Origin of the sequence: Meiothermus granaticius NBRC 107808 (genome assembly GCF_003574355.1) — a bacterium.
In the GTDB taxonomy this organism is placed as follows: Bacteria; Deinococcota; Deinococci; order Deinococcales; family Thermaceae; genus Meiothermus; species Meiothermus granaticius.
Window position 1 is genome coordinate 1 of record NZ_QWLB01000033.1, and the last position, 25,275, is coordinate 25,275.

Annotated in this window: 28 protein-coding genes and 1 tRNA gene; 12 read left to right on the forward strand and 17 right to left on the reverse strand. The window is 63.8% G+C overall.

Annotated features, from left to right (window positions below; all coding sequences use genetic code 11):
* Positions 1-198: 198 nt before the first annotated feature.
* From Mgrana_RS11665 to Mgrana_RS11675, 3 genes are all read right to left on the reverse strand, one after another.
* On the reverse strand, positions 199-918 hold the full coding sequence (locus tag Mgrana_RS11665; protein ID WP_119357786.1) for an ImmA/IrrE family metallo-endopeptidase: 720 nt from the start codon (positions 916-918) through the stop codon (positions 199-201).
* A 4-nt stretch (positions 919-922) separates the two neighbouring features.
* Positions 923-1,390 (reverse strand): GyrI-like domain-containing protein, encoded by a 468-nt coding sequence (locus Mgrana_RS11670; RefSeq protein WP_119357787.1) that lies wholly within the window; start codon positions 1,388-1,390, stop codon positions 923-925.
* Between the two features lie 88 nt (positions 1,391-1,478).
* Positions 1,479-1,871: a helix-turn-helix domain-containing protein gene (locus Mgrana_RS11675; RefSeq protein ID WP_119357788.1), complete on the reverse strand. Its 393-nt coding sequence runs from the start codon at positions 1,869-1,871 to the stop codon at positions 1,479-1,481.
* Between the two features lie 213 nt (positions 1,872-2,084).
* Between Mgrana_RS11675 and Mgrana_RS11680 the strand changes: the two genes are divergently transcribed.
* Positions 2,085-2,420, forward strand: a complete 336-nt coding sequence (locus Mgrana_RS11680; protein ID WP_119357789.1) for an Lrp/AsnC ligand binding domain-containing protein — start codon at positions 2,085-2,087, stop codon at positions 2,418-2,420.
* Positions 2,421-2,425: 5 nt separating this feature from the next.
* Here Mgrana_RS11680 and Mgrana_RS11685 read toward each other — a convergent pair whose 3' ends face one another.
* Positions 2,426-3,373, reverse strand: a complete 948-nt coding sequence (locus Mgrana_RS11685) for a nitroreductase family protein (protein ID WP_240631349.1) — start codon at positions 3,371-3,373, stop codon at positions 2,426-2,428.
* Positions 3,374-3,477: 104 nt separating this feature from the next.
* Here Mgrana_RS11685 and Mgrana_RS11690 point away from each other — a divergent pair, with 104 nt between their 5' ends.
* Positions 3,478-3,921: a c-type cytochrome gene (locus Mgrana_RS11690; protein ID WP_119357791.1), complete on the forward strand. Its 444-nt coding sequence runs from the start codon at positions 3,478-3,480 to the stop codon at positions 3,919-3,921.
* A gap of 3 nt (positions 3,922-3,924) precedes the next feature.
* On the opposite strand, the gene Mgrana_RS11695 is transcribed toward Mgrana_RS11690, so the two are convergent.
* Positions 3,925-5,043: a prepilin peptidase gene (locus Mgrana_RS11695; protein WP_119357792.1), complete on the reverse strand. Its 1,119-nt coding sequence runs from the start codon at positions 5,041-5,043 to the stop codon at positions 3,925-3,927.
* 130 nt (positions 5,044-5,173) lie between these two features.
* Between Mgrana_RS11695 and pgeF the strand changes: the two genes are divergently transcribed.
* From pgeF to Mgrana_RS11710, 3 genes are all read left to right on the forward strand, one after another.
* Positions 5,174-5,929 (forward strand): peptidoglycan editing factor PgeF, encoded by a 756-nt coding sequence (gene pgeF / locus Mgrana_RS11700; RefSeq protein ID WP_119357793.1) that lies wholly within the window; start codon positions 5,174-5,176, stop codon positions 5,927-5,929.
* 64 nt (positions 5,930-5,993) lie between these two features.
* Positions 5,994-6,485, forward strand: coding sequence for a YqeG family HAD IIIA-type phosphatase (locus Mgrana_RS11705; RefSeq protein ID WP_119357794.1), 492 nt, complete (start codon positions 5,994-5,996; stop codon positions 6,483-6,485).
* Between the two features lie 43 nt (positions 6,486-6,528).
* Entirely contained in the window at positions 6,529-9,186 is a 2,658-nt protein-coding gene (locus tag Mgrana_RS11710; RefSeq protein ID WP_119357795.1) for an ATPase, T2SS/T4P/T4SS family, read from the forward strand.
* 8 nt (positions 9,187-9,194) lie between these two features.
* Here Mgrana_RS11710 and Mgrana_RS11715 read toward each other — a convergent pair whose 3' ends face one another.
* Together Mgrana_RS11715 and Mgrana_RS11720 are read right to left on the reverse strand one after the other, a co-directional pair.
* Complete coding sequence (locus tag Mgrana_RS11715) at positions 9,195-9,518, reverse strand: winged helix-turn-helix transcriptional regulator (RefSeq protein WP_119357823.1); 324 nt, start codon at positions 9,516-9,518, stop codon at positions 9,195-9,197.
* Positions 9,519-9,617: 99 nt separating this feature from the next.
* A complete protein-coding gene (locus Mgrana_RS11720; RefSeq protein WP_119357796.1) occupies positions 9,618-9,950 on the reverse strand; it encodes a winged helix-turn-helix transcriptional regulator in 333 nt (110 codons plus the stop codon).
* A gap of 130 nt (positions 9,951-10,080) precedes the next feature.
* Between Mgrana_RS11720 and Mgrana_RS11725 the strand changes: the two genes are divergently transcribed.
* The 5 genes from Mgrana_RS11725 (at position 10,081) to Mgrana_RS11745 (ending at position 12,513) form a co-directional block, all read left to right on the forward strand.
* Positions 10,081-10,623 carry a YceI family protein gene (locus Mgrana_RS11725; protein ID WP_119357797.1) on the forward strand — a complete coding sequence of 181 codons (543 nt, stop codon included), beginning with the start codon at positions 10,081-10,083 and terminating at the stop codon, positions 10,621-10,623.
* Between the two features lie 69 nt (positions 10,624-10,692).
* A complete protein-coding gene (locus Mgrana_RS11730; RefSeq protein ID WP_119357798.1) occupies positions 10,693-11,247 on the forward strand; it encodes an NADPH-dependent FMN reductase in 555 nt (184 codons plus the stop codon).
* A 9-nt stretch (positions 11,248-11,256) separates the two neighbouring features.
* Entirely contained in the window at positions 11,257-11,700 is a 444-nt protein-coding gene (locus Mgrana_RS11735; RefSeq protein WP_119357799.1) for a DMT family transporter, read from the forward strand.
* 12 nt (positions 11,701-11,712) lie between these two features.
* Positions 11,713-12,006 (forward strand): glutaredoxin family protein, encoded by a 294-nt coding sequence (locus Mgrana_RS11740; protein WP_119357800.1) that lies wholly within the window; start codon positions 11,713-11,715, stop codon positions 12,004-12,006.
* A 39-nt stretch (positions 12,007-12,045) separates the two neighbouring features.
* Complete coding sequence (locus Mgrana_RS11745) at positions 12,046-12,513, forward strand: hypothetical protein (protein WP_119357801.1); 468 nt, start codon at positions 12,046-12,048, stop codon at positions 12,511-12,513.
* A 12-nt stretch (positions 12,514-12,525) separates the two neighbouring features.
* Here Mgrana_RS11745 and Mgrana_RS11750 read toward each other — a convergent pair whose 3' ends face one another.
* Positions 12,526-13,146, reverse strand: a complete 621-nt coding sequence (locus tag Mgrana_RS11750) for a ribonuclease H1 domain-containing protein (RefSeq protein ID WP_119357802.1) — start codon at positions 13,144-13,146, stop codon at positions 12,526-12,528.
* A gap of 106 nt (positions 13,147-13,252) precedes the next feature.
* On the opposite strand from Mgrana_RS11750, the gene Mgrana_RS11755 reads away from it, so the two are divergent.
* The gene (locus tag Mgrana_RS11755; protein WP_119357803.1) at positions 13,253-14,605 is read left to right on the forward strand and encodes an MDR family MFS transporter; all 1,353 of its coding nucleotides are present in this window, start codon (positions 13,253-13,255) and stop codon (positions 14,603-14,605) included.
* Here Mgrana_RS11755 and msrA read toward each other — a convergent pair.
* From msrA to Mgrana_RS11800, 9 genes are all read right to left on the reverse strand, one after another.
* Positions 14,602-15,153: a peptide-methionine (S)-S-oxide reductase MsrA gene (gene msrA, locus Mgrana_RS11760; protein WP_119357804.1), complete on the reverse strand. Its 552-nt coding sequence runs from the start codon at positions 15,151-15,153 to the stop codon at positions 14,602-14,604. The two genes, Mgrana_RS11755 and msrA, sit on opposite strands and share 4 nt — an antisense overlap.
* A 116-nt stretch (positions 15,154-15,269) precedes the next feature.
* Positions 15,270-15,364, reverse strand: a tRNA-Ser gene (locus tag Mgrana_RS11765).
* A 106-nt stretch (positions 15,365-15,470) separates the two neighbouring features.
* A complete protein-coding gene (locus Mgrana_RS11770; protein WP_119357805.1) occupies positions 15,471-17,009 on the reverse strand; it encodes a carboxypeptidase M32 in 1,539 nt (512 codons plus the stop codon).
* 63 nt (positions 17,010-17,072) lie between these two features.
* On the reverse strand, positions 17,073-18,065 hold the full coding sequence (locus Mgrana_RS11775) for an ABC transporter ATP-binding protein (RefSeq protein ID WP_119357806.1): 993 nt from the start codon (positions 18,063-18,065) through the stop codon (positions 17,073-17,075).
* A complete protein-coding gene (locus Mgrana_RS11780; RefSeq protein ID WP_119357807.1) occupies positions 18,062-19,069 on the reverse strand; it encodes an ABC transporter ATP-binding protein in 1,008 nt (335 codons plus the stop codon). Before Mgrana_RS11780 ends, Mgrana_RS11775 begins: the two co-directional genes overlap by 4 nt.
* Positions 19,066-19,911 carry an ABC transporter permease gene (locus Mgrana_RS11785; protein WP_119357808.1) on the reverse strand — a complete coding sequence of 282 codons (846 nt, stop codon included), beginning with the start codon at positions 19,909-19,911 and terminating at the stop codon, positions 19,066-19,068. The genes Mgrana_RS11780 and Mgrana_RS11785 overlap by 4 nt, the downstream gene beginning before the upstream one ends.
* Entirely contained in the window at positions 19,911-20,852 is a 942-nt protein-coding gene (locus Mgrana_RS11790; protein ID WP_119357809.1) for an ABC transporter permease, read from the reverse strand. The genes Mgrana_RS11785 and Mgrana_RS11790 overlap by 1 nt, the downstream gene beginning before the upstream one ends.
* 10 nt (positions 20,853-20,862) lie before the next feature.
* On the reverse strand, positions 20,863-22,425 hold the full coding sequence (locus Mgrana_RS11795; protein WP_119357810.1) for an ABC transporter substrate-binding protein: 1,563 nt from the start codon (positions 22,423-22,425) through the stop codon (positions 20,863-20,865).
* A 64-nt stretch (positions 22,426-22,489) separates the two neighbouring features.
* A complete protein-coding gene (locus tag Mgrana_RS11800; RefSeq protein ID WP_206075082.1) occupies positions 22,490-24,079 on the reverse strand; it encodes an ABC transporter substrate-binding protein in 1,590 nt (529 codons plus the stop codon).
* Positions 24,080-24,285: 206 nt separating this feature from the next.
* Here Mgrana_RS11800 and Mgrana_RS11805 point away from each other — a divergent pair, with 206 nt between their 5' ends.
* Positions 24,286-25,275: a GntR family transcriptional regulator gene (locus Mgrana_RS11805; RefSeq protein WP_147021211.1), complete on the forward strand. Its 990-nt coding sequence runs from the start codon at positions 24,286-24,288 to the stop codon at positions 25,273-25,275.

Consider the following 25,275-nt stretch of genomic DNA (forward strand, 5'->3'; position numbering starts at 1 on the left):
CCCCGGCACCCCCCACAGCCCCTTCCATTTGGGGGTTCGGACGATGAGCACACGACCAGAGGGCCCCTGCACCAACGCGGCAACGGTGGGAATCGGATAGAGCTCCATACCGGCTGAACTTACGCCCCCCCACGCAAAACGAAGGTAGCGGAGCTTACCGCTCGCACGCCCTCAGGCTCGAGCCCCACCCCCTGGCACTCAGTTCATCTGCTCCCTGAACACCGCATAGACCCGCCCACCCTTGGAGAACGCCTCGAGGGCATAGGGGATCCGCTGGCCCGGCAGGGGAGCGCTCCCCTTGTAGGGCAGCGCGGTCTCCAACACCAGCGCCAAGGGGTGGCCTTTGGGCACCTGGGCCTCCCGGCGCACCCGGTCGAGCATCTTCTCGTTTCTGGCGCTGAAGAACACCCGCATCGGCTTACCCCCCGCCACCAGCACCAGGCTGGGGCTGGGGCCATACTCGGCCAGGGCGATGATGGCCACCTCTTCAGAGACCTGGTGCTCCTCTGCCAGCTCTGGAATCAGCCGGGGGCTCTGCCCCCGCTTGGCCATGCCGGCCTCCACCGCCTCCCGAGGCAGCAGCATCTCCGCCGCCCCCAGGTTGCATAGGGCCTCGAGCTGGGCCTCGAGCTCCTGCCCAGCATAGGCCTCGTGCAACTCGGACAGCAGATCGTCATCCCGGTAGATCAGGCAGTGCATCACCTCATGGGCCAGGGTAAAGCGCTGACGCTTGGGGGACTGGCCCTCGGCGATCAAGATGGTCTGGGTGTTGAAGTCAAAAGCCCCGTCCTGATCATTGGGGAAGCGGGTGTAGGCCAGGCTGGCCCCAATGCCCCCGATCAGCCGCTCTGGGGTCAGAGGGGCTTGAGCCTTGCGGTAGGCTCGGGCCAGCTCGAGGGTGCGTTCACGCAGGTTCATGGAGCTACCGGAGGGCGATATAAACCGAAACTCGGGTGAGGTCCTCGTAAATCTCGTAATCGTAGCTGAAGGCCCGCCGTGGGGCATCCGGCCGTGCGAAATACCCCCGGATGGCCTCCCAGGTTTGCCGCAGGGCTCCGGGCAACTCCCCTTCGGCGGTAAACACCAGGTAGCGCCCCCCTGGAACAGCCAGGCCCTTTAGCCCCGCCGGGACCTCCCTCAGGTCGGGAACCTGATACCCCGCCAGCAGCGAGTAGGCCCCATTCTCGTCGCCCTGATAGGCATGGTAGACCCCAAAGAGCTTGCCCTTGGCCATCCGCGGAAGGCCCTCCAAGCGCGGGTCGCGGTGCACCTGGGCCCACAGGCCGGGGATTCGGGCCGTAGCCGGATCGGCCTCGAGGGCCGCCGAGGTGCGGACCTCAAGGCCCAGCACATAGAATCCGCCCTCTTGGCTCAGTACGGGCTGGCCCATAAACCCCTTCCCTTCAGGATACCGGCCCGTCACGGGCGGCAAAAGCATAGCCAAAGCCGAGGGTTAGGCCCTCGGCTTCAGGCCGGGCTTAGCCCTCGAGGACCCGCTTGAGGTGTAGAAAAATCTCGTACCAGTCGCGCTTGGACTCAGGGCGCTTCCCCCGCAGCTCAATTCGTGCCAGGGTCTCTTGCCAGGCCGGGGTGATCTCCGCACCCAAAACAGGATCGGACATCAGCTCCGCCAACCCTCGGGGCAAGGAGGCTTCAGTGCGGTCCCCGTAAAAATCCACCGGGGCCAGCAGGTCGTTGACGCTCACCTCGTAGGAGCTGGCCAAGGTCTGCAGCGTGTCCAGAGAGGGATTGGTGCGCCCCCGCTCCAGATCCGAGAGGTAAGGGACGCTGAGGCTGCTCTTGTCGGCCAGGTCCTTAAGACGCCAACCGCGCTGGCTGCGCAGTTCACGCAAACGTTCAGCTAGGGTCATGGTTCTGACTCTAGCATAATGCCCCTTTATGGTCAAGTCGTAATGCCTGTTCCAGGCATTGCGCTAGGCATATTATTATGTTATCATCATAATATAGGGTAAATGCTACGACGGGGGCGTCGTCCTTATCCCCTCCGCGTCCCCGTGCTTCAACCCCTATTCCGTCCCACCCTACCCAAAGCCAGTTAAGGACCTAGGCCCAGCGGAGGCGATATGTTGCGGGAAGCCCTGATGGCGATGATGGAAATGAAAGCCCGACAGGCGCACTTGCTCGAGGAGGCTCGGGTGATGCAGTTGCTCCACCGGGCTCGGCACAGCGAGGCCCCCCAAAAGGTCTCGGCGTATGTCTTCGTCTCGGCTTGCCAGCCCAAGCGGGTGGCCTGGGCCTTACGCCGCATCCCTGGGGTACTCAAGGCCGACGCCCTTTCGGGCACCTCGGAAGCCCTGCTGGTGGTGGAGCAAAGGAGCCTCGAGGAACTACACCATCTGCTCTACAGGGTGGAGTCCATTCCTGGGGTGCAGAAGGTCTTGGTTAGGTTTGCGGCTTGATAAAACTAGAGGCCGTGGGGTTTGGGGGCTTTTAAAAGCGCCTGGGCCAGGACCTCACCGGGTCTGTCCTCTCCACGAGGGGTCCCTCCGGGTTCGGGCTCGAGCCAGGCCGAGCCCGGCTGCAGCCGGACCGCGCCCCACCCCTGGGCCAAGGCCCCCTCGATCAGTTCCCCCAGGGAGCCCGCCTCGATCCCCTCAGCCTGCAACCGCTTCAACGGCTCCGCAGGCAAATCCGGGTCGAACCCCGCCCGGGCCACGTAGCGCTGGTACGGAGGTTCCCGCCGCTCCATGGTGCCCCCCGCGGCAAAGTAGCGCGAGAGCACCCGGTACCAATCCCCGGAACGGGTGATCGGGCGCATATCGACATAGGCGGCCTCGAGCTCCTCGGGGCGGTAGGCCCTGTAGCGGTTTTCATGAACCACCAGCTCCCGCCTCAGCCGGGGCCGGGGGGCCGGGGCCTCGTCGGGAACCCCCACGCACAACCCCGCCACAGGGAACACCCCCTCCGGCAAACCGCACAGCTCACCGATGGCCTCGATGTGATTGAGCACCCCCCCAATCCAGCAAATGCCGTAGCCCAGGCTCTCCGCCATCGTCGCCAGGGCGCTTCCCGCCAGCACCGCATCCGCGATGGCAAAGTGGGCCGCGGTACGGGGCCAGTACCCCCAAACCCCTCCCCTGAACTCGAGCATCCGCCGCAGGCGATAGACATCCGCCAGCACCAAAAAGAACTCAGCGGCATAGGCAATGTGGGGGTTGTCGGAGAGTTGGGCAATGCGGTCGCGCAGTTCCCGGTCGGTAATGCGCAGCAGGGTGTACATCTGGGCGGTGGCGTCGGTCGGGGCGCGCTGGGCCGCCAGGAGCAGCTTTTCTAGATCCCCTGGGCGCAAGGGCTCAGGCTTGAACCGGCGCACGCTGGCCCGGGTCTGGTAGAGCTCGAGTAGGTTCTTCACGCCCCAAAGCCTAAATCCTGAATCGCCCATGAAGTGTGGCTGAAGGCATTTGTACTTGTTGGCCGGTTTGAGAAGTGCTTAGGATGATAGGCGAGGTGAAGCGTATGCGCAGAGGAGTGATGTTCCTGGTGTTAGCCGCCCTAGCCCCCCTGGCCCTGGCCCAGCCCAGCCCGGTCTACCAGCAGTGCCAGGGCTGCCATCAGGCCAACGGGGCCGGAATTCCCGGAGCCTTCCCGCCCTTGGCCAAGCACACCCCCGATATCCTGGCGGCGAAGGGCGGGCGGACCTATCTGATCCAGGTGCTGCTCTACGGGTTGCAGGGGGAAATCAACGTCAAGGGCCAGAAATACAACGGGATGATGCCGGGCTGGAGCCAGCTCAGCGATGCCGAGATCGCCGCAGTGCTCAACCATATCTCCACCCAATGGGGCGACCAATTCCCCGCCGGACAAAAGCCCTTCACCGCAGCCGAGGTCAAGGCCCAGCGAGGAACCAAGCTCACCCCCCAGCAGGTCTACTCCAATCGCCAGAAGCTCGGGCTGAAGTAGGCTTCAGCGCGCCCCGATATAGCCCAGATACCAGGCGATGAGGTCCTGGCCAAAGAAGAAGGCCACCAGCCCCCCCAGGGCCAGGTAGGGGCCAAAGGGAATTTTGTTCTCACCGGTCATTCGGCGCACCACCAGGCCGATGACCGCCCCGGCCACCACCGCGAGGAGCAGGGCCACCCCCAGGTTGGCCACCCCCAGCCAAGCCCCCAAAAACCCCATCAGGATCACATCGCCAAAGCCCATCGCCACCACTTCATCCCCGTCGTCGGTCTGCGCCGACGGGTGGCGCCATTCCTGGACCCACCAGTAAATCCCGCCGGCCAGGGCCAGCCCCCCTGCGCTCAACAGCCAGGCCCTGAGGCTCGAGAGCGGGGTTAGGCCCCAGCCTGGGATCAGCAGGGCCACCAGCGGCCCCAACACCGCCAGGCCCAGGGCCAGCGCATCGGGAATCCGAAAGGGCTTGGGGCTGCGCAGGTTGAAGGCCACATTGAGAAACCCCGCCACCAACCCCGCGGCGGGCCCCAGCCAGGAGCCTACCGCCGCGGCCAAGTTGATCTGTGGGTATCCCCAGGGCGGGGTCCAGGCGTTGTTCCGGCCCCGCAGCATCAGGAGCACCCCAAACGCGTTGATCATGGCCAGGAACCCCGCACCGATCAGGGCCCCATCCAGGGCCTGCGAGAAGGGCTGGGGGTATCCCAGCAGCCTAGCCCCCAGAAGCCCCAGGGCAAGGCCACCGTAGTTGAGCCCCCAGGGAAGCTCGTAGGTGTCGAGGTCAATAAAGGCCAGGGCTATCAGCAGGGCGATAAACCCCCAGATCAGCAGCAGCCCAGGAAACTCCGGGCGCAGAAGAGCCGCAGCCGCAAAGAGAACCCCAGTCAGGGCTTCCACCAGGGGGTAACGAATGGCGATGGGGGCTTGGCAGTTGCGGCAGCGCCCCCTTTGGGCCACCCAGGAGAGGATGGGCACAAGTTCAAGGGGGGTCAGGGTATGGCCACAATGCGGGCAACGCGAGCGGGGCCAAACCACGGAAAGCCCCGCTGGAAGGCGGTAGATCACCACATTGAGAAAGGATCCGATCACCGCACCGATCACAAAGGCAAAGAGCGCCAGTAACCCAGTCACCGGCTCATTCTAGGCCAGGCCACTCCCCATCCCTGTGATAATCGGGTGGACTCGAGCCCCTTGCGCGTCAGGGTCGGGGTTCTTCCTGGATGAAGCCGGGCTGAAAAGCGGGAGCCGCTATAGTTGAAGCATGCTGACCTCGCCACTCATCCCCGTTCCTCACGGTTTTACCACTCGAGAGGGCGGGGTCTCTGAAGGGGCTTATGCCAGCCTGAACCTCTCCGCCTTCACCGGCGATGCCCCCGAGCGGGTCGCGGAAAACCAGCGGCGGGTGCTGGAGCGCTTCGGTCACCCTCCGGTGGCGTTGCTCAATCAGCAGCACGGCACCGTGGTTCACGCCGTGGAGGAGGCCGGGGTCTGGGAGGGGGATGGCCTGCTCACCCACCAACCGGGGCTGCTCTTGCGGGTAGGGGTCGCTGACTGCTACCCGGTGCTGCTCTACGACCCAGTCCACAACGCGATCGGGGCACTACACGCGGGCTGGCGGGGCAGTGTTGGGGGGATTTTGCCCAAGGCCCTCGAGAGGCTCCGGGAACGCTACGGCAGCCAGCCCGAGGACCTGCGGGTGGCGGTAGGGCCGGGGATCAGCGGGCCGAACTTCCAGGTCGGGCCGGAGGTGATCGAGTGGGTGGAGCAGGCTGGGCTGGGGGCGCGGCTCCCCTCTGGAGCCCCGATCTACTGGCCCGACCCACACACCGCCGGGAAGTACCGCCTGGACCTCGAGGCCGTACTGCGGCAGCAGGCCCTGGGGGCCGGGGTCCAGCCCCAAAACTACTGGGCCCTGGGGGCTTGCACCTATGCCGATGGGCGCTTCTTCTCTCACCGCCGTGACCAAGGCCGCACCGGGAGGATGTGGGCCCTGATTCAGCTTCCGCCGCTGGGGTAGGCCTCTCCCCCAGCGTTACTTAAATAACCCGGCTCCCGTTACCTCTATTGGCTACACTAAAGGGGTGCTCCGACCGAAGGCCCAGCTCACCTCCGTTACCCAGCTAACCCCGCAGTGGCTCGCCGAGCGGGGGCTGCGGGCGGTGCTGCTGGATCTGGACAACACCCTGATCCCCTATAAAACCTACGGCGAACCCCCGAAGAAGGTGCTCGAGTGGCTGGAGGCCCTGCGTGAGACCGGGATCGAGGTGCGCCTGGTCTCCAATGCCCTCTCTGGGCGGGTGCGCTACTGGAGCCAGAAGCTGGGCGTGCCGGGGTATGGGCCGGTAGGCAAGCCCTGGTTTGGCTACGCCGGCGCGATCCGCGACCTCGAGCTCTCCCCCCAGGAGGTGGCGGTGGTGGGGGATCAGGTCTTCACCGATATCTTGGGTGGTAACCTGGTAGGTGCCTACACCGTGTTGGTGACCCCCCTTTCGGACAGAGATCTGATGTATACCCGCCTGGTGCGCAAGCTCGAAGCGCTGGTGCTGGGGCGCAAACAAGGGACGTACTTATGAAGCATAGCGGTTGGGTCAGCGAAGCAGATGGAGGAATTGGCTAATGGCGAACGCGTTGACCATCGGAGACAAGCGGTTGGGGGCAGCCCTTCTGGATATGGGCCTGTTGGGCGATGAGGAGCTACAGCGGGCCCTGGAGCAGCACCGCGAGGTGGGGGGCAACCTCGGGGACATCGTGGTGGAGCTGGGAATGCTCTCGGAGCGCCGGATTGCCCAGGCCATCGAGGAGACCTTTGGGGTACCGCTGGTCGAGCTGGTGGGTTTGGAAATCGCCCCCGAGGCCAAGGCCCTGGTCCCCGCGGAGCGGGCTAGGGATCTGGGCGCCATCCCCTTCAGCCTCGAGGGGGGCTCGTTGCGCGTGGCCCTTCTGAATCCGCTGGACAACCTGGTGCTGGAGGAGCTCGAAGACCTCACCGGTCAGATCATCGAACCCTACCAGACCACCCGCAGCTCGTTTCAGTACGCCCTGGCCCTGCACTACCCCGAGCTGGGGTTGCCGGTTCCCCCGCCCCCCTCCACCGCCTCCCCCGGTGAGATGCAGCTCGGGGAAATCCTGATCAGCCAGGGGTTGGTCCGTCACGAGGACCTCGAGGCCGCCCTGGTCGAACAGGAGAAGACCGGCGAGCTGCTGGGGCGTATCCTGATCAACAAGTTCGGCCTCACCGAGGAGAGCATCCTGCGGGCCTTGGCCCAGCAGGCCGGGCTAGAGTTCCGGGCCAGCGCCGAGGATCTGGAGTACCAGCCCGAGGTCTCGGCCCTACTGCTGCGCCCCGATGCCCTGCGCTACCAAGCCGTGCCGGTGCGGCAGGAGGGCAACCAGGTATTGGTGCTCCTGGCCGACCCGCGCCACCGCAAGGCCGTGGCCCAGCTCATTGATCGCCCCACCCAGTTCATCCTGACCACCCCCAAGGTCTGGGAGGAGTTCTTTGGCAAGGTCTATCCAGAGAAGAGCCGCCTGGGTGAGGCCTTGGTGCAGGAAGGCAAGCTGGGCCGGGCCGCCTTGCAAGACGCCCTGAGCGTGCAGCGCCGGATGGGCAAGACCCGCCCCTTGGGTGAGGTGCTGGTCGAGCTCGGGTATGTCACCGCCGAGGATGTAGAGGACGCACTCTCGCGCCAACGGCAGGGCGGCGGGCGGCTCGAGGACACCCTGGTCCAGTCCGGCAAGATCAAGCCCGAGATGCTGGCCAAAAGCCTGGCCACCCAGCTCGGCTATCCCTACATAGACCCCAACGACTCCCCCATTGACCCCTCGGTGCTGATGCTGGTTCCTGAGGCCACGGTGCGGCGCTACACGGTCATCCCCCACCACTTGGAGGGCAACACCCTGGTGGTTTTGATGAAAGACCCCCGCAACATCCTGGCGGTGGACGACGTCAAGATGATCACCAAGCGGGAGGTGATGCCCGCGGTAGCCGCCGAGAGCCAGATCGTCAAACTGATCGAGCGCTTCTACGGCAGCCAGTCCGGGGTGGAGGAGTTGGCTCGAGAGTTCGAGAACAAGCGCAAGGAAGAGACCCAGGTTGATACCAGCGCCCTGGACGACAACGCGGTGGTCAAGCTGGTCAACTCGATCATCCGCGAGGCTTTCTTGCAAGAGGCCTCCGACATCCACATCGAACCGCGCCAAAACGACATCCTGGTCCGCACCCGCATTGATGGAAACCTCAGGGAGTACATGCGGCTGCCCAAGGGGGCGGGGCCGGCGGTGGCGAGCCGGGTCAAGATCATGGCCAACCTGGACATCGCCGAGCGGCGGCTGCCACAGGACGGGCGGGTGCGCTACCGGGACCGCGCCATCGACCTAGACCTGCGGCTTTCCACTCTGCCCACGGTCTATGGCGAGAAGATCGTGATGCGCCTGCTGCGCAAGGCCGCCGATATCCCCGAGATCGAGCAGCTCGGCTTTGCCCCGGATGTGTTCCAGCGCTTTGAAGACGTGATCGCCAAGCCCTATGGGATCTTCCTGATCACCGGGCCCACCGGATCGGGGAAGAGCTTTACCACCTTCTCCATTCTCAAGCGCATCGCCACCCCCGACAAGAACACCACCACCGTCGAAGACCCCGTAGAGTACGAGATTCCCGGCATCAACCAGACCCAGGTGAATCCGCAGGCCGGGCTGACCTTTGCCCGGGCCCTGCGCAGCTTCCTGCGGCAAGACCCGGACATCATCATGGTGGGTGAGATCCGCGATTCCGAGACGGCCAAAATCGCCACTGAAGCCGCCCTCACCGGCCACTTGGTGATCGCCACCCTGCACACCAACGACGCCGCCGGCGCGGTGACCCGCCTGGACGAGATGGGGGTGGAGCTGTTCAACATCTCTGCGGCCCTGGTGGGCGTGCTGGCCCAGCGCCTGGTGCGCCGGATTTGTGAAAGCTGCAAAATCCAGGTTGAGGCCGATCCCAACGTGTTGCGCCGCTTGGGGATGAGCAAGGACGAGGTGCGCGGCAAGGCCCTCTTCAAAGGCACCGGCTGCGACAAGTGCAACGGCTCAGGCTACCGGGGCCGGGCGGCCATCCATGAGCTGATGGTGCTCGATGACGAGATCCGTCGGGCCATTGTGGAGGGGCAGTCGGCCACCCAGATCAAGGAGATCTCCCGCAAGGGCGGCATGAAAACCCTGCGGGAGGATGGGATTCAGAAGGCGTTCCAGGGGCTGACGACGCTCGAGGAAGTGATGGCCCGGACCAGCGAGTAGGGCTCGGCTCAGAGCCGGGAGCGGGGTTGGGCGATAAGGCCTTGCTCCCATCCGGCCAGGGCCTCGAGGGCCGGCTTCAGGGCCCGGCCCATCTCGGTCAGGGTGTACTCAACGCGAGGGGGAACCTCGCTGTACTCGGTACGGTGGATGAGCCCAACCTCCTCCAGCTCCTTGAGGCGCAGCGAGAGGGTACGGGGCGGGAGCGCGCTGACCTGCTGCAGTGCTCCAAAGCGCAGGGGCCCCGCGGTCAGGGCGCGCAACAAGGCATAAACCCCGCGCTGGCCCAGCAGCGCCAACACCACTTCCAGGGGCTTTTCGGTGGTAAGGGTCATGGCTTCACGGTATCTCTCGGTTCCCCAGGGCATCTGCTCCAGCGCTACAAAGCTACCGTAGGGTAGGTTAGGAATCGGTCCAGAAGCCCGGCCACGCCCCTACCCCACCACGGGCTCGGGGAGGTACTGCCGGCCCCAGAGATCAATCGCCTCAATCACCTTCTGTAGGGCTCGCCCAGACTCGGTGAGGGCGTAGCTGGTGCGGGGGGGCATGGTGGAGTGAATGGTTTTGGAAACGATGCCCAAGGCCTCGAGCTTCTCCACCCGCTGGGCCAGGGTGGCGGGGTTACATCCCCCCACCGCCCGGGAAAGCTCATTGAAGCCTTTGGGGCCCTCCAGCAGGTTGCGAATGATGTGCAAGGTCCACTTCTCTTGGAGCACATTTATGGCCTCATAGACCGGACAAAACCCATGGTCATCGCTGTGGCTCATATTCTCCTAAGGGTAGCACACAGCTTTGTGGTTTCAAATACTTTACATTACAAAGTGATATGGTTTATGATCTGCCGTGTTGGCCTAAGGGCCATCGCAAATCCTTATCCAAGGAAGGGGAGGCAACCCTATGAAATGGAATCTCGATACCGCCCATACCAGCGTTGATTTCAAGGTTCGCCATATGGGGATCAGCAGCGTGCGCGGCTCGCTCCAGGTGCTCAGCGGCAGTGTGGAAACCGACGAGGCCGGACGCCTGGTCAAGGTTGAGGCGGTGTTGGACCCTGCCAGCATCACCACCGGCGAGCCCCAGCGCGATGCCCACCTGCGCTCCAGCGATTTCCTCCACGCCGAGCAGCACCCCCAGATCCAGTTCGAAAGCACCTCCATCACCCCTAAAGGAGAGGATCGGTACACCATTGAGGGCAACCTGACCATTCGCGGGGTCACCAAGCCGGTCACCTTACAAGCAGAGGCCAACACCCGCCCGGTCAAGGACCCCTGGGGGCTGCAGCGCATCGCCGCCTCCGCCAGCGGCGAGATCAACCGCAAGGACTGGAACCTGACCTGGAATCAGGTTTTAGAGCTGGGTGCCTTGTTGGTTGGCGAAGAGGTGCGGTTTAATCTCGAGGTCGAGGCGGTCTCCGCGGCCCAGCCTGCGGCTGCGCAGTAGGCCGCTGGGACACCCCCTGGGGCCTATAGCCCGCTCCTGCGGGGAGCACGCCTCATGGAAGGAGCCCCCATGAAGGTACTTGGCATCAGCGGAAGCCTGCGTCAAGGTTCCTACAACACCGCTCTGCTGCGGGCCGCGCTCGAGCTAGCTCCCCCAGGCATGCAGATTGAACCCTTCGAAATCGGCAATTTCCCGCTTTACAATGAGGATTTGCGGGTGGCCGGGCTGCCCCCGGCGGTGCAGGCCTTTCGCCAAGCCATCCAGGCCGCCGATGCCCTGCTGTTCGCCACCCCGGAGTACAACTACTCGGTGCCGGGGGTGCTCAAGAATGCCATAGACTGGGCCTCCCGCCCCCCCAACGACCAGCCCCTGGCCGGAAAGCCCGTTGCGATCATGGGAGCCTCCACCGGCAACTTCGGCACCGTGCGGGCCCAGATGCACCTGCGGCAGATGTGCGTGTTCCTCGACATGCACCCGCTCAACAAACCCGAGGTGCTGGTGTTCCGCGCTGCCGAGAAGTTTGACGCCCAAGGACACCTTGTGGATGCGACCGCCCGCGATCTGGTGCGCGGGCTGCTGCTGGCCTTGCAGGACTGGACCCAGCGGCTCCGGGCTTCCGGATAAACTCCGGTCATGATCTGGCTGCTGCTGTTGGCGCTCTCAGGCGGGGTGGTGCTGGCCACTCAGGCTGGGATCAATGGGGAACTCGGTCGGGGACTCAAAAACCCCGTACTCGCGGCGCTCGTATCCTTCTCGGTGGGGACGTTCAGCCTGCTGCTGTACGCCCTGGTCTCGAGGGCCCGCTTCCCCGATGGGAGCGCCCTGGCCGCGATTCCCAAAATCGCCTGGGTGGCCGGGGGGGTGCTGGGGGCCTTTTACCTGCTCACCACCATCCTGGTGCCCCCGCGCATAGGCGTGGCTGCCTTTTTTAGCCTGGTGGTGCTGGGGCAGCTGAGCGCATCTTTGCTCTTTGACCACTTCGGCCTGCTGGGCCTACCGACGCATCCGGTCAACCCCTGGCGGGTGCTGGGGGTCTTGTTGCTCCTGGCGGGGGTGGTGCTAATTCGGCGATTCTAAAGGGGGAAAAGCGTGGCGAAGATTCAAGTCTACGGGGCCTCCTGGTGCCCCCTCACCCTGGGGTTGAGCAAATACCTCCGCGAAAACGCGCTCCCCTTCGAGCTGCTCGATGTGGAAAGGGATCCCCAAGCCGAGGCCGCCGACCGCCGGATGAATGGCGGCGCGCTCAAGTTTCCGATGGTGGTGATCGGCCGGCTCGAGGGGTACTGGCAGCCTGGGGACGACGCGGCGGTGCTCAAAAACCCCCGCTTGGCTGAGCTGAGGGAAGCGCTGGAGCACTACGGTCTGGGTGGAGCGGTCAAATGAGCCGCTTCCGATGGGGCTGCTGGGTATACTCGAGCCAGCATGTTGAGCTGGCTTGACCTGATTGCCCTGCTGGTGTTTGCCGCAGCCATCGCACTGGGGGTACGGCAGGGGGTGCCTTTTGCCCTGGCGGTGATACCGGCGCTGCTGCTGTTTGTGCTGTTGGCCGGGCTATTTCCACCGATCGTGCTCCCCATCCTGGCCCTGGCCCTGGGGATTGGAATGGCCAGCCTGATCCACTATCTGCCCCTGCCCCGGCTAACCCCCCTGCTCGAGTCCGTCCTGGGCGGGGTGGGGGGGTTCTTCTGGGGGTTGGCGCTGGCCCTGACCATCTGGGTCAGCTTCCCCAGCGAGTACGTGGCCTCCTCGGGGGTGCTGCGCTACCCGTCCGAGCAGCTACAGGTCACCATTCGCGACGGCATCATCAGCAGCCCCTTTGCCCGTCCGCTGTTCGACTGGATCTCAGGCACCCCCCTGCTCAAGTCCGCATTCTTGCCCCATCAACAATAGGCGGCAGCATCCCTACTTTCGCCCGAAATCGGCTGGGTTTTCCCCCCAGCTCTCGGTCTGCCACTTGAGCAGGCGGTTGGGGTAGCGGTGGGTGCGCAGCCAGGCCTCGGCCAGGGCAATGCGCTCGAACAGCTCGAGGTTGTGTTCGTTGGGGATGAGGTTGGTGCGGGCTTTCTTGGCCAATACCCAGTTCAGGGCGTTCACCGAATCGGAGTAGATGGGCCAGGAAAGCTTCCATTCCCAGCACAGCATCAAAGCCTCAACGATGGCCAAAAACTCGCCCACGTTATTGGTGCCATGGGCGAAAGGACCCCGCCGGAAAACCTCGCGGCGGGTATCCACATCCACACAGCGGTACTCGAGCACCCCTGGGTTCCCGCTGCAGGCCGCATCCACCGCCAAGCTGGGCAGCAAGGGAGGGGGAAGCTCGAGCAGCCGGGACGGGCTCACCTTCTGGCCTCTGTAGGCTTCATAGCTCCCGGCCAGGGCCCGTTCCGCCTCGGCCTGGCTGTCAAAGGCTTTGTACTCCGCCCCAGGAAACCCCCTGACCTGCTCAGCCACCTCGCTCCAGCTGGAGAACACCCCGGTTTTGCGTCCCTTCCACACCACGTAATACTTTGGCTTCTTGGCCATTAAAGGGGAAGTGTATCAGGTCGGGGGGAAATAGGCGAAGGAGATGACCCTTACGGGGAGCCCAAGCGTAACGTAGCCCCTCTATGGGGCCCCCTGGAGCGGTAGGATGCAGGGCGTGACTCCTGCTGCACAACACGATGACAGCGCCAAGCGCTTTGCTACGGTCGGTCTGATTTTGGGCATTTTTCTGGCGGCGCTCGAGTCCTCGGTGGTGACCACAGCGATGCCCTCGGTGCTGCGGGAGTTGGGGGGGGAGCACCTGTACGCCCTGCCCTTTTCGGTCTACCTGCTCTTCAGCACGGTCTCGGGGCCGCTGTGGGGAAGGGCCAGCGATCTGCTGGGCCGCAAGCGGCTGTACCTGGCGGGGGTGGTGCTGTTCCTGCTGGGTTCAGGCCTCTCCGGGGCGGCCCAGAACATGCTCTGGCTGATCCTAGCCCGGGCCCTGCAAGGCATTGGCGCCGGGGCGGTTCTGCCCCTGACGCTCACCTTGGTGGGGGAGATGTATACCCTCGAGCGCCGGGCCAGCATACAGGCCTTCATCAGCGGGGTCTGGGGGATCAGCGGGCTGCTGGGCCCACTGATCGGTGGGTTGATCGCCGACCACCTCTCCTGGCGCTGGGTCTTCTACCTCAATCTGCCCTTTGGGCTTCCTGCCCTGTTCCTGGTATGGCGCTACCTGCAGGAGGTGGTGCAGCCGCGCAAAACCCAAATTGACTGGCTGGGCGCCCTTCTCTTCACCCTGGGCAGCGGGGCGCTGGTATGGGGGCTGCAGTTCAAGCTCTGGGGGTTGGTGGCCCTGAGCCTTGGCCTGCTGGTCCTGGCGGTGGGGCTCGAGTTCCGCCATCCCTCTCCCCTGCTCCCCACCAGCGGATTGCGGGAGCGCCTACCCCGCATCGGCATCCTGGGCAACCTGCTGGCCGGGGTGGCCTATTTCGGGGTGATTGCCTATCTGCCGCTCTTTGCCCAGGGGGTGGGGGGGCACAGCGCCACCGCAGGGGGAGCCCTTCTGACCCCGATGCTGGTGGGGTGGACCCTGACCTCGATCCTGGGCTCGAGGGTAATGGGCCGGGTGGGCCTGACCCGCCTGACCATCTGGGGGTTTGGGGTTCTGGTGCTCTCGTTTGCAGGGTTTGCGGCCTTGGTCCATGCCCCGCTCATCTACCTCTCGGCGATCGGTTTTGTGACCGGCGGGGGGATGGGGTTCAGCATGTTTAGCCTGCTGCTGGCGGTGCAGAGCGCCACCCCCAAGGAGGAGCTGGGTGCGGTGACCAGCGCCATCCTCTTCGCCCGCAACATGGGGGGGGCTTTGGGGACAGCCCTGATGGCCCTGGCCATCGGTGGTTCGGCGATTGCCGCAGGGGGTTCGGCCCTGGCCGACGGGCTACAGCGGGCCTTCCTGATCTCGCTGGGCCTGATGTTCGTGGCCTGGCTGCTCTCCTTGCGGCTAAAAAAGCCCTAACTCTGGGCGGGGCTGCGCTTGAGCTGGTCGTAGAACTGCTTGCGGAACTTCGCCACCTTGGGCCGCACCGTAAAGGCGCAGTAGGGCTGGAAAGGGTTCCGTTTAAAGTAGTTCTGATGATACTCCTCAGCGGGATAAAACCGCTCGAAAGGCACCAGCTCGGTCACAATGGGGCGGTCCCAAAGCTTGGCCGCCTCGAGGTCGCGCATCACCTCCTCAGCCACCGCCTTCTGCTGGGGCGTGTGGTAGAAGATCACCGAGCGGTATTGTGGCCCCACATCGTTGCCCTGGCGGTTGAGGGTGGTGGGGTCGTGCACCGCGAAAAAAACCTGCAAGATCTGCTTGAAGGAGATCACATCCGGGTCGAAGGTGACCTGCACCACCTCGGCATGCCCGGTGTTCCCCTCGCAAACCTCTTCATAGCTGGGGTTGATTCGGTGCCCACCGGAGTACCCAGAAACCACTTTCACAACGCCCTTCAGCTCGTCGTAGACGGCCTCGAGGCACCAGAAGCACCCACCCCCCAGGGTCGCAACCTCGGTTTTCATCCCCTTAGGATGGCAGGGGTGGAGGGTTGGCGGGGTAATCTAGGTAACGGAAGCCCGGCATTTCCCGGACGGGTTTGGGGTCCAAAGCAAAAGAGCCGATGTTCTCGGCTCTCCTTTGGCGGAGGAGGGGGGATTCGAACCCCCGATAGGGGCTTTAGTCCCCTATAACGGTTTAGCAAACCGCCGCCTTCAGCCACTCGGCCACCCCTCCAGGTCTGGGTTTTCTCACCCGCCGGGCCGGACCCAGCGATGGGCGCAAGCGATACTTTACCACAAACCCTAGCCCAGATCATAGCCGCGCGTTCAGAGAAAGGGGATCAGGCCCCCTGGGGGCCCAGACCATAAAGTGCACCGTACTTTTCCCTCAGATACGCCAGGTAGGGCTGGAGCGTCAGGGGGCTACCGGTGCTGCGCACCAACAGCTCCTGAGGGGTGAAGCGGCGTCCGTGCTGGTAGATGTTGTTTTGCAGCCACTGCAATAGCGGGGTGTAGCGGCCTTGGGCCAGGTCGGCCTCGAGCCCCTCCACCTGCTCCCGGGCGGCGGCGAAGAACTGCGCCGACATGAGGTTTCCAAGCGTGTAGGTGGGGAAGGAACCGAAATACCCGGTGGACCAATGGATATCCTGCAGCACCCCCAGGGTATCGCTCGGGACCTCTAGGCCCAAGTAGGCCCTCATCTTGGCGTTCCAGGCCTCGGGGAGGTCGCGTACGGCCAGCGAGCCCTCGAGCAGAGCCAGCTCGAGCTCAACCCGCAGCAGGATGTGGAAGTTATAGGTCAGCTCATCGGCTTCTACCCGAATCAGGCTGGGGGTCACACGGTTCACCGCACGGTAGAAGCCCTCGGCATCCACGTCTTGGAGCTGCGTGGGGAAGGTGGCCCGCAGGGCCGGAAACTGCACCCGCCAGAAAGCCAGGGAACGCCCCACCAGGTTTTCCCATAACCGCGACTGCGACTCGTGGGCGCCAAAGCTCGCCCCACCCACCGCGTACAACCCCAGGAAATCGGTGCTGAGGGCGCTTCGGGTCAGCTTGGGGCTTACCCCCTGCTCATACAGGGCGTGGCCGGTCTCGTGGAGCACCCCAAACAAGCCCATGGGCAGATAGTCGCGCCGATACCGGGTGGTGATGCGCACATCCTGGCGGGTAAAGGAGATCTCAAAGGGGTGCAGCGAGGTGTCCAGGCGGCCCCGGCTCAGGTCGTAGCCAAACTGCTGGGCAAGACCCAGGGCAAACCCGCGCTGGAGGTCCTCGGGGTAGTCGCGGGTTAGGAAGTCCCAGCGGGGTGGCTCCTTTTCAGCAATGGCCTGCACCATCGGCAACGTGGCCGATTTTAGCTCGTCCAGCAGGGCTTTCAGGCCGCGCGCGGTCATGCCGGGCTCGTACTGGAGCAGCAGGGCATCGTAGGGATGCTCGGCATACCCGATGGCCTCGGCCAGTTGCCGATTGAGCTCGAGCATCTGTTCTAAGTAGGGGCGGAAGCGGGAGAAATCGTTTGCAGCCCGGGCTTGTCCCCAGGCCGCCTGGGCCGTGGACTTAAGGGCGGCAATACGGCCCATGAGGGCCTCGGGGATGCGGGATAAAACCTCGACCGCTTCCCGTACCTGCTGAAGGGTGCGGGCGCGGATGCTGTCGGGGGGCTCTCCTGAAGCCTCGCGCTCGGCGGCTTCCAGGGCCTGCTTCAGCTCGCGGCTCAAAATGAGCCTGCGGGCGATATCGGTGAGCGTGGCCAGCTGATACCCGCGCGTCTCGGCCCCGGCAGGGGGCATCTGGGTTCGGGCATCCCAGGTCAGTACGGATAGGGCGTTAAGCACGTCGTTGATCTCGGCGACCCTGTGAATAAGTTCGGAATAGCTCATGCTGAACTCCTTTGGCGGCGGGCTTCAGAGGCTTGCCCAAAGCCGACCCCTCGGGCTGGTTGGTCAGGGGGTGGCCTCGAGCAGATGGCAGGCCACCCACCGCCCCTCCGGGCCGCGCGGAAGCAGGGCCGGGACTTCCTTGGAGCAGCGCTCAAAGGCCTGAGGGCAGCGCGGGTGAAAGGGGCAGCCCGTGGGGGGGTTGAGGGGGCTGGGCAACTCCCCTTTCACCGCCTCCACCACCGATTTCCTCGAGGGGTCCAGCTCCGGTGCAGCCCGCAGCAAGGCCTGGGTGTAGGGATGGGCTGGAGCGGTAAAGAGCCGCTCGGTCTCGGCCAGCTCCACGATTCGACCCAGGTACATCACCGCCACCCGGTGGGAGAGATGCCGCACCAAGCGCAGGTCGTGCGCCACAAACAGCACCGTCAGGTGTAGCTGCTCCTGGAGCTTTAGGAGCAGGTTGACCACCTGCGCCTGCACCGAGACATCCAGGGCCGAGACCAGCTCATCGGCAATCAGGGTCTCCGGCTCGACCGAGAGGGCCCGGGCAATCCCAATGCGCTGGCGCTGCCCTCCGGAAAACTCGTGGGGCAAACGGTTCTCCGCATCCGCCGGAAGCCCCACCAGCTCGAGCAGTTCCCGGATTCGCCCGGGCACTTGCTCCGGCTTGCGCAAGCGGTGGACCAGGATGGCCTCACGCAGAGTCTGGCCTACGGTCATGCGGGGGTTGAGGCTGGAGAAGGGGTCCTGAAAGACCATCTGCACCCGGCGGTTGTATTGCCGCAAGGCCGCCCCCCTCAAGCCCGACACTTCGAGGCCGTCGTAAACGATCCTGCCGGAATCCACGTCGTAGAGCCGTACCAGGCACCGGGCCAGGGTGCTCTTGCCGCAGCCCGATTCCCCCACAATGCCCAGGGTCTCTCCCCGGCGCACCTCGAGGTTCACCTCGGTCAAGGCCCGCACCGCTCGGCGTGGTCTACCCTGAACCCGCTCCACAACGGAGTAGCTCACCGGGAACACCTTCGAAAGCCCCTCTACCCGCAGAATGGTCTGGCTCATCGGGTCACCTCCCCCGCTGCGGAGAGAGCATCATGGTGAATGCAAGCAGTGAGGCGCACAGCCGGGGATTCCGGCCCGGAAATGTCCATCAGCGGTGGCCTCTGGGCGGTACACTCGTCGGTGGCAAACGCGCAGCGGGGGGCAAAGGAACACCCCGGAGGGAGCGCGGTCAGATCAGGGGGGGCCCCAGGAATGGGGATTAGGGGGCGGCGGGTGCTCCCGGCCCCCGGCACCGAGTTGAGCAGTCCCAGGGTGTAGGCATGGCGCGGCTGGGCGAAGAGTTCAGCCGCAGGGGCCACCTCCACGATACGCCCGGCATACATCACCGCCACCCGTTCACAGGTCTGGGCCACCACCCCGAGGTCGTGGGTCACCAAGATCACGCTCATACCCAGGGTGTCCTTGAGCCGCAGCAGGAGCTTCAAGATCTGATCCTGGATGGTCACGTCGAGCGCGGTGGTAGGCTCATCCGCCAACAACAGCTTGGGGTTGGAGGCCAGGGCAATCGCGATCATGACCCGTTGGCGCATTCCCCCAGAGAACTGATGGGGGTAGTCGCGCAACCGCTCCTTGGGCGAGGGAATGCCGACCAGCTCGAGCAGCTCAATTGCCCGCTGGCGCAGGGCATTTCCGCTCAGCTCGGTGTGCTCGCGCAAGGTCTCGGCAATCTGTTCACCCACCGGCAGCACAGGGTTGAGGGCGGTCATCGGCTCCTGAAAGATCATGCTGATCTCCCCACCGCGTACCTGGCGCATCTGCGGCTCGCTCAAGCTTAGGAGGTTACGTCCCCGCCAGCGCACCTCGCCACTCACCCGGCCAGGCGGGCGCACCAGGCGTAGGATCGAGCGTAGGGTAACGCTCTTCCCTGAGCCGCTCTCCCCCACCAGCCCCAGCACCTCCCCAGGGAAGAGCTCCAAGTTCACCCCATCCACCGCGGTAAAGCGACCGCGCGCGGTATGGAACACCGTGCATAGGTTGTTGAGCTTTAAAATCGGCTCGCTCATCCTCTGGGCCTCAAAAGGTCCGCCAAGCCATCCCCCAGCAGGCTAAAGCCAACCCCCGCCAGGGTGATGGCCAGTCCTGGAAAGGTGGAAATCCACCAGGCGGTAGCCAAAAAGTTCTTGCCATCTGCGATCAGCACCCCCCATTCGGCGGTAGGGGGCTGAGCCCCCAGGCCCAAATAGCCCAGGCTCGAGCCCAGCAGGATTCCCAGGGCCATATCGGTCATCCAGTAGACGATGGCCGGGGTGATCGCGTTGGGCAACAGGTGCCGAAAGATGATGCGAGCAGGGGTGTATCCCATCACCTGCCCCGCCAAGGCATACTCCGCCCTCTTCTGGCCCCGAATCTCCGCCCGGATCAACCGCCCGTAGGTGATCCAACCCACCGCGCTGACCGCGATGTACATGTTCTTCAACCCCGGCCCCAGCACCGCCACAATCGCGATCACCAAGACCAGGAAGGGAAACGTCACCACGATATCCACCACCCGCCCGAAGATGGCATCGGCCCAGCGACCGTAATAACCGGTGAGGGCGCCGATCAGGGTGCCGAACAGGAAGGGAAACAAGGTGGTGAACAGGGCAATCTGCATGTCGAGCTGGGCCCCCCAGACCACCCGGGAAAACACATCCCGGCCAAAGTTGTCCGTACCGAAGAGGTGTTTGGCCGTCGGTCCCTGCAACACCGCTTGGTAGTCGAAGGCGGTAGGGCTGTAGGGGGCGATGACTTGGGGAAACAGGGCCATCAGCACGAACGCCCCGATGATCACCAGCCCCGCCACCAGCGAGGGCTTGAGCCTGCGCCGGGCTCGAGGCTTCACCGTTAGCAGCGCCGGTGCAGCCATCAGGCGGCCTCCACTCGGGGATCTAGCTGGGCGTGGATAACATCGGTCAGGATAAACACCAGCGAGACCAGCAGCGCAAAGGTCAAGGTTAGGCCCTGGATCACCGGGTAGTCGCGACCAAAGATTGAGTCCACCATCAGCCGACCCACCCCAGGGATGGCGAAGACCGTCTCGGTGATCACCGCCCCACCGATCAACCCCCCGATGTTGAGCCCAAAGAGGGTCACGGTGGAGATTAGGGCGTTGCGCAGCACGTGCTTACCCAGGATCAGGCTAGGCCGCAACCCCTTGGCTCGAGCGAAATCTACGTACTCCGCCTGGAGCACCTCCAGGATCGAGGCCCTGAGGTTGCGCATCAGGATGGCCGCCAAGTTGAACCCCAGCGTCAGGGCGGGCAGAAACAGGTAGTAAAGGTGCTCGCCAAAGGTGTTGCCATACCCACCCACCGGAAACCAGCGCAGCCGAGCCCCCAGCAGGGTCAATAACTGCAACCCAATGTAGAACACCGGCATCGAGAGCCCCAGTTGGAACACCCCCCGAATCAGGTTGTCGGCCCAGGTGTCCTTGCGCAGCGCGGCCACAAACGCCAACGGGATGGCCAAGGCCGCCGCCAGCACCGCCGCATAGAGGGTCAGGAACAGCGTCACCGGCATCCGCTCCAAGATCAGCCGAGTGACCGGCACCTTGAGGTTGATGCTGTCGCCCAGATTTCCCTGGAAGAAGTCCTTGAGAAAAATCCAAAACTGCACCGGGAGTGGCTGATCCAGGCCCAACTCGTGCTTGGCCTTGACCACCATCTCCTCGGTGGCCCGCTCCCCCAAAATGGCTGTGAGCGGATCACCGGGAAGCAGCCGGGCAGCGGCAAAGACCAACACCATCACCACAAAAAAGGTGGGGATGACTTGCAGCACCCGTATCAGCACGTAAGACCAGCGATTCATGGCGTCTACCCTATTTCTCGAGGTAAGTGTTCACGAAAACATTGTTCCCCAGCGGAATCTGCACGAAATCCCGCACCCGCTTGGAAAGGGCCACCGCAAAGGGCTGTTCGTAGAGGAACACCATGGGGGCCGCACGGGTGTAGATTTCCTGAATGCGCTTATACTGCGCGGCCCGTTGGGCCGGGTTGGTCTCCTGCTGGCTGGCGGCAAAGAGCCGGTCTACCTCATCGCTTTGGAATCCGGTCTGAAACGACTGGTTGTTCTTGTAGACCGCGGCGTAAGCGGTGAGCTCGTTGGGGTCCGCGATATCATCCGTCCAGTAGTTGAACTGCATCTGGAAATCGCTGTCGGCATAGCGGGCATTCTGCGTCGCGCTGTCCTGCTGCTCGATCTTGAGCCTAACCCCCAGGGGCTCCCACATCTGTTGCAGCGCCGTTGCTAGCGCGCTCTGATCCGCGCTTCCAGCCACAATCTGGAGGGTCAGCTCGAGCCCCGGCTGGAACCCCGACTCCCCAAAGAGCTGTTTGGCTTTGTCTAGGTCATAGGGGTACATCGGCTGTGGGGCTTGCAACGGCGTGCTGGAGGAGAGATACGAGGTCATGGGCTTGCCGTTGCCAAAACTCACCAGCTTGATCAGGGCCTGCTTGTCCGCCGCGTAGTTGAGGGCTTGGCGCAACTTGAGGTTGTTCAGGGGGTTGCTCGAGCCATTCTTCAGCTTGGGGCGGGTGTTCATCACAATGAAATTAACCCGTGTGGAGGGGAATAATTTCATGTTGAGCTTGGGGTCGGCTTGCAGCTCGGCAACTCGAGCAAAGGGGATAAACTCGGCCCCATCGAGCTCGCCGGACTGCAGCTTGAGGATGCGGGCACTGTCGTCGGGAATGATCTCAAAGCGGATGGCATCCAGGTAGGGAAGCGGTTGGCCATCCGCCCCCTTGCGCCAGTAAAGCGGGTTGCGCACCAGGGTCATGCTGGAGCCCCGCTTCCACTCCTTGAGCATGAAGGGGCCAGTACCGATGGGCTTCTCAGCAAAGGCCTTGGCCCGCTCCTGCTCGTTCTTGCCCTTGGCGGCAGCATAGAGCTTCTTGGGCAGGATGGCGGAGTTGAAGGTAGCCAGGGCCGCAGGCAGCGAGGGGTCGGGGTTTTTGAGGTCCAGCACGATCTGATTGCCCTTCACCGTGACGGTATTCACCGAGCCCAGCAAGAAGTTCCAGGCACCATTGTCTGGATTCTTGGCCCGCTCGAGCGAAAACTTCACATCCTCAGCGGTGAGCGGGGTGCCGTCGGAGAACCGCACCCCAGGGCGCAGCGTGAGGGTAAAGGTTTTCCCATCCTTGGAGAACCCCCACTGGGTGGCCAGGCCCGGCACCAAACCCTTCCCATTCGGACCGATCTGGATCAGGGTTTCGTAGATGTTCTGCATGATCCAGATATCCAAGTTGGCATCGGTGAACACCGGATCCAGGAACAGCGAATCGGCGTAGCGGCCATACACCAGGGTCCCACCCCGCACCGGGGCAGCGCTCCCCAAGCCCAACACCACCACCAATATCCCCACCCACCACTTGCTCATGCCGCTCTCCTTACAGGAAGCCGCGGGTTGAGCGCTCAAATCCGCGCCCAACCCGCCGAGATGCCTACTTATCCAAGTAGGTATTTACGAAGATGTTGTTGCCCAGTGGGATCTGCACAAAGCCCTTGACATACTTCTGCAGGGCCACCGGATAGGGCGCCTCGTACAGGAAGAGGATCGGGGCTTGATCCCAATAGATCTTCTGGATCTTCTGGTAGAGCACCGCCCGCTTAACCTCAGAGATCTCCCGCTGGCTCTGGTCGAAGAGGTCCTCGAGCTCCTTGTTCTGGAAGCCGGTGTGCAGACTCTCGACGTTTTTGTAGATGGCAAAGTAGCTGGTGATTTCGCTGGGGTCCGCGATGTCGTCGGTCCACTTCGAGACCCGCATCTGGAAATCGTTGGCCCGATACTTGGCACGGTTGGTGGCGGCGTCGAACTGGTCAATCCGCAGCTTGATGCCCAGCGGGGCCCACATCTGTTGCAGGGCGCTGGCAATGGCGGTCTGGTCGGCATTGCCCGCAACAATCATGGTGGAAAGCTCGAAGCCTTTATCGTAGCCCGCTTGCTTGAGCAGGGCTCGAGCCTTCTCGAGACTATAGGGATAGCCGTTCTGCGGGGCATACAGCGGGGTGGAGGAGGACATGTAGCTCTTGGAGGGTTTGGCCAGCCCGAAGGTCACAATTTTGATGATGGCGTCCTTATCGGTGGCGTAGTTGAGGGCCTGGCGCACCTTCTGGTCGGCCAACGGGTTGTTGCTGCCGTCCTTGAGCTTGGGCCGGTTGTTCATGATCACCGAGTCCACCTCGGTGCTGGGGAAAAGGACCATGTTTAGGTTGGGGTTGGCCTTGAGCTCGGCCACCCGCGACAGCGGAATAAACTCGGCCCCATCGAGCTCGCCGGACTGCAGCTTGAGGATGCGGGTATTGTCGTCGGGGACAATCTCGAAGCGCAACTCATCCAGATAGGGAAGCTGGATCCCGTTTTCATCCTTAGCCCAGTAGTAAGGGTTGCGCACCAGGGTCATGCTGGAGCCCTTCTTCCACTCCTTGAGCATGAAAGGGCCGGTGCCAATGGGCTTCTCGGCGAAGGCCTTGGCCTTATCCGCGTCTGTAGCCCCCGGCATCGCCATGAACTGCTTCTGCGGCATGATGGCGGAGTTGAAGGTAGCCAGGGCTGCGGGCAGCGAGGGGTCGGGGTATTTTAGCGTCAGCACAATGTTGTTCCCGCTGATGCCGACCGAATCAATCGAGGCCAGCAGGCTGTTCCAGGCCCCATTGTTGGGGTCGCGGGCCCGGTCTAGCGAGAACTTCACATCCTGTGGGGTCAGGGGGGTGCCATCGGAGAACTTGACCCCCTGCCGCAAAACCAGGGTCATGGTCTTGCCGTCGCGGGAAAGGCTGTAGCGGGCGGCCAGGTTGGGCTTAATCCCCTTCCCATCCAGGGTGGGGGCCAGGAGGGTATCGTAGATGTTCAACAGGATCCAAATATCCACGTTGGCATCGTTCAAAACCGGGTCCAGGAACAGCGAGTCGGCATAGCGCCCATACACCAGCTTGCCCCCCTGCTTGGGGGCCGCGGCCGCAAATCCCAGGGCGAGCGTGGCCAAAACCAGCGCGAGCTTGATGAACTTATCCATCCCTTGAGCCTCCTTCATAGCCTGAAGTGTTATGGGTGAGCATAACGGTCTACCCTAGGGACGTCAAGCCTCGAGCCACGAAGACGCTCTTGGATGCGTCCGTAAATTGTCATCAAATCGGGCTCTAAACTGGCTTTTGGGGCGCTTGGTGGCAAAATCACATTGACCGGCCTCAAGCTGAATGTTATGCTCAAGCAGCACATTTGAGCCATAGCGGGGTTCCAGTGAAGATTCGCCTCGACCGAGATCTGCCCGTATCCCTAAGCCAGCAACTGCGGGGCCAGCTCGAGTATGGGATCGCGGGAGGGGAGCTGCCCCCGGGCAGCCAGCTCCCCTCGGTGCGGGAGCTAGCTGCGCAGCTTGGGATCGCTATGGTCACGGTCTCGCAGGTCTATAAAGAGCTGCAGGGGGCTGGGCTCTTGGAGAGCCAGCCTGGGCGCGGGACCTTCGTGGCCGATGGGGGGCTGGGCACAGCGCAGCACCAGGAGCGCACCCTCGAGCTTCAGCGTCAGATTGACGCCCTGATCGGCCTGGCCGAGCGGCTGGGGGTCTCCAAAGCAGAGTTGGCGGCGATGGTCAGCGCCCGGCTGGGCCGCTACCGGGCCTCAGTCCCCCTAAACCTGAGTTTTGTGGGGATTTTCCCCGAGGCCACCCGGGCCTATGTCGCCCACCTGCGTTCCGTATTGGAGCCGGGAGACCAGATCGAGGCCACGGTGCTGCAGCAGCTCGAGGCTGACCCCAAACTCCTGCGGGCCGCGCGGCGCTGTGACCTGGTGGTGACCACCGCCAACCGCAAAACCCAGGTGCAGGGCCTCCTGGGGTCCAAGGTTCCGGTGGTGGGGGTGGGGTTCATCCCCTCCGAGCGTACCCGGCTGGCCCTGGCCGAACTCAGCCCGCGCACCCGGCTGGGGGCCCTCTCCACCTTTCCCGAATTCCTCCCCACCCTGAAGGCAGGGGTGGAGCGCTTCGCCAGCCACCTCGACCTCCTGCTCACAGCGGTGCTGGGGGACACCGAATCGGTATCCCAGCTGATCAAAAGCTGCGACGTTATCGTCTACGCCACCGGCTCGGAGTCCATCCTCGAGGGCTTACCCGAGTCCATCCGGGCCTTCGAGTACCGCCACATCCCCGACCCCCGCTCGGTGGAGCGGGATCTACTGCCGGTGTTGGGCCGCATTCGCGAGGCCAAAGCCGCGCTCGCCACCCATTCCTAA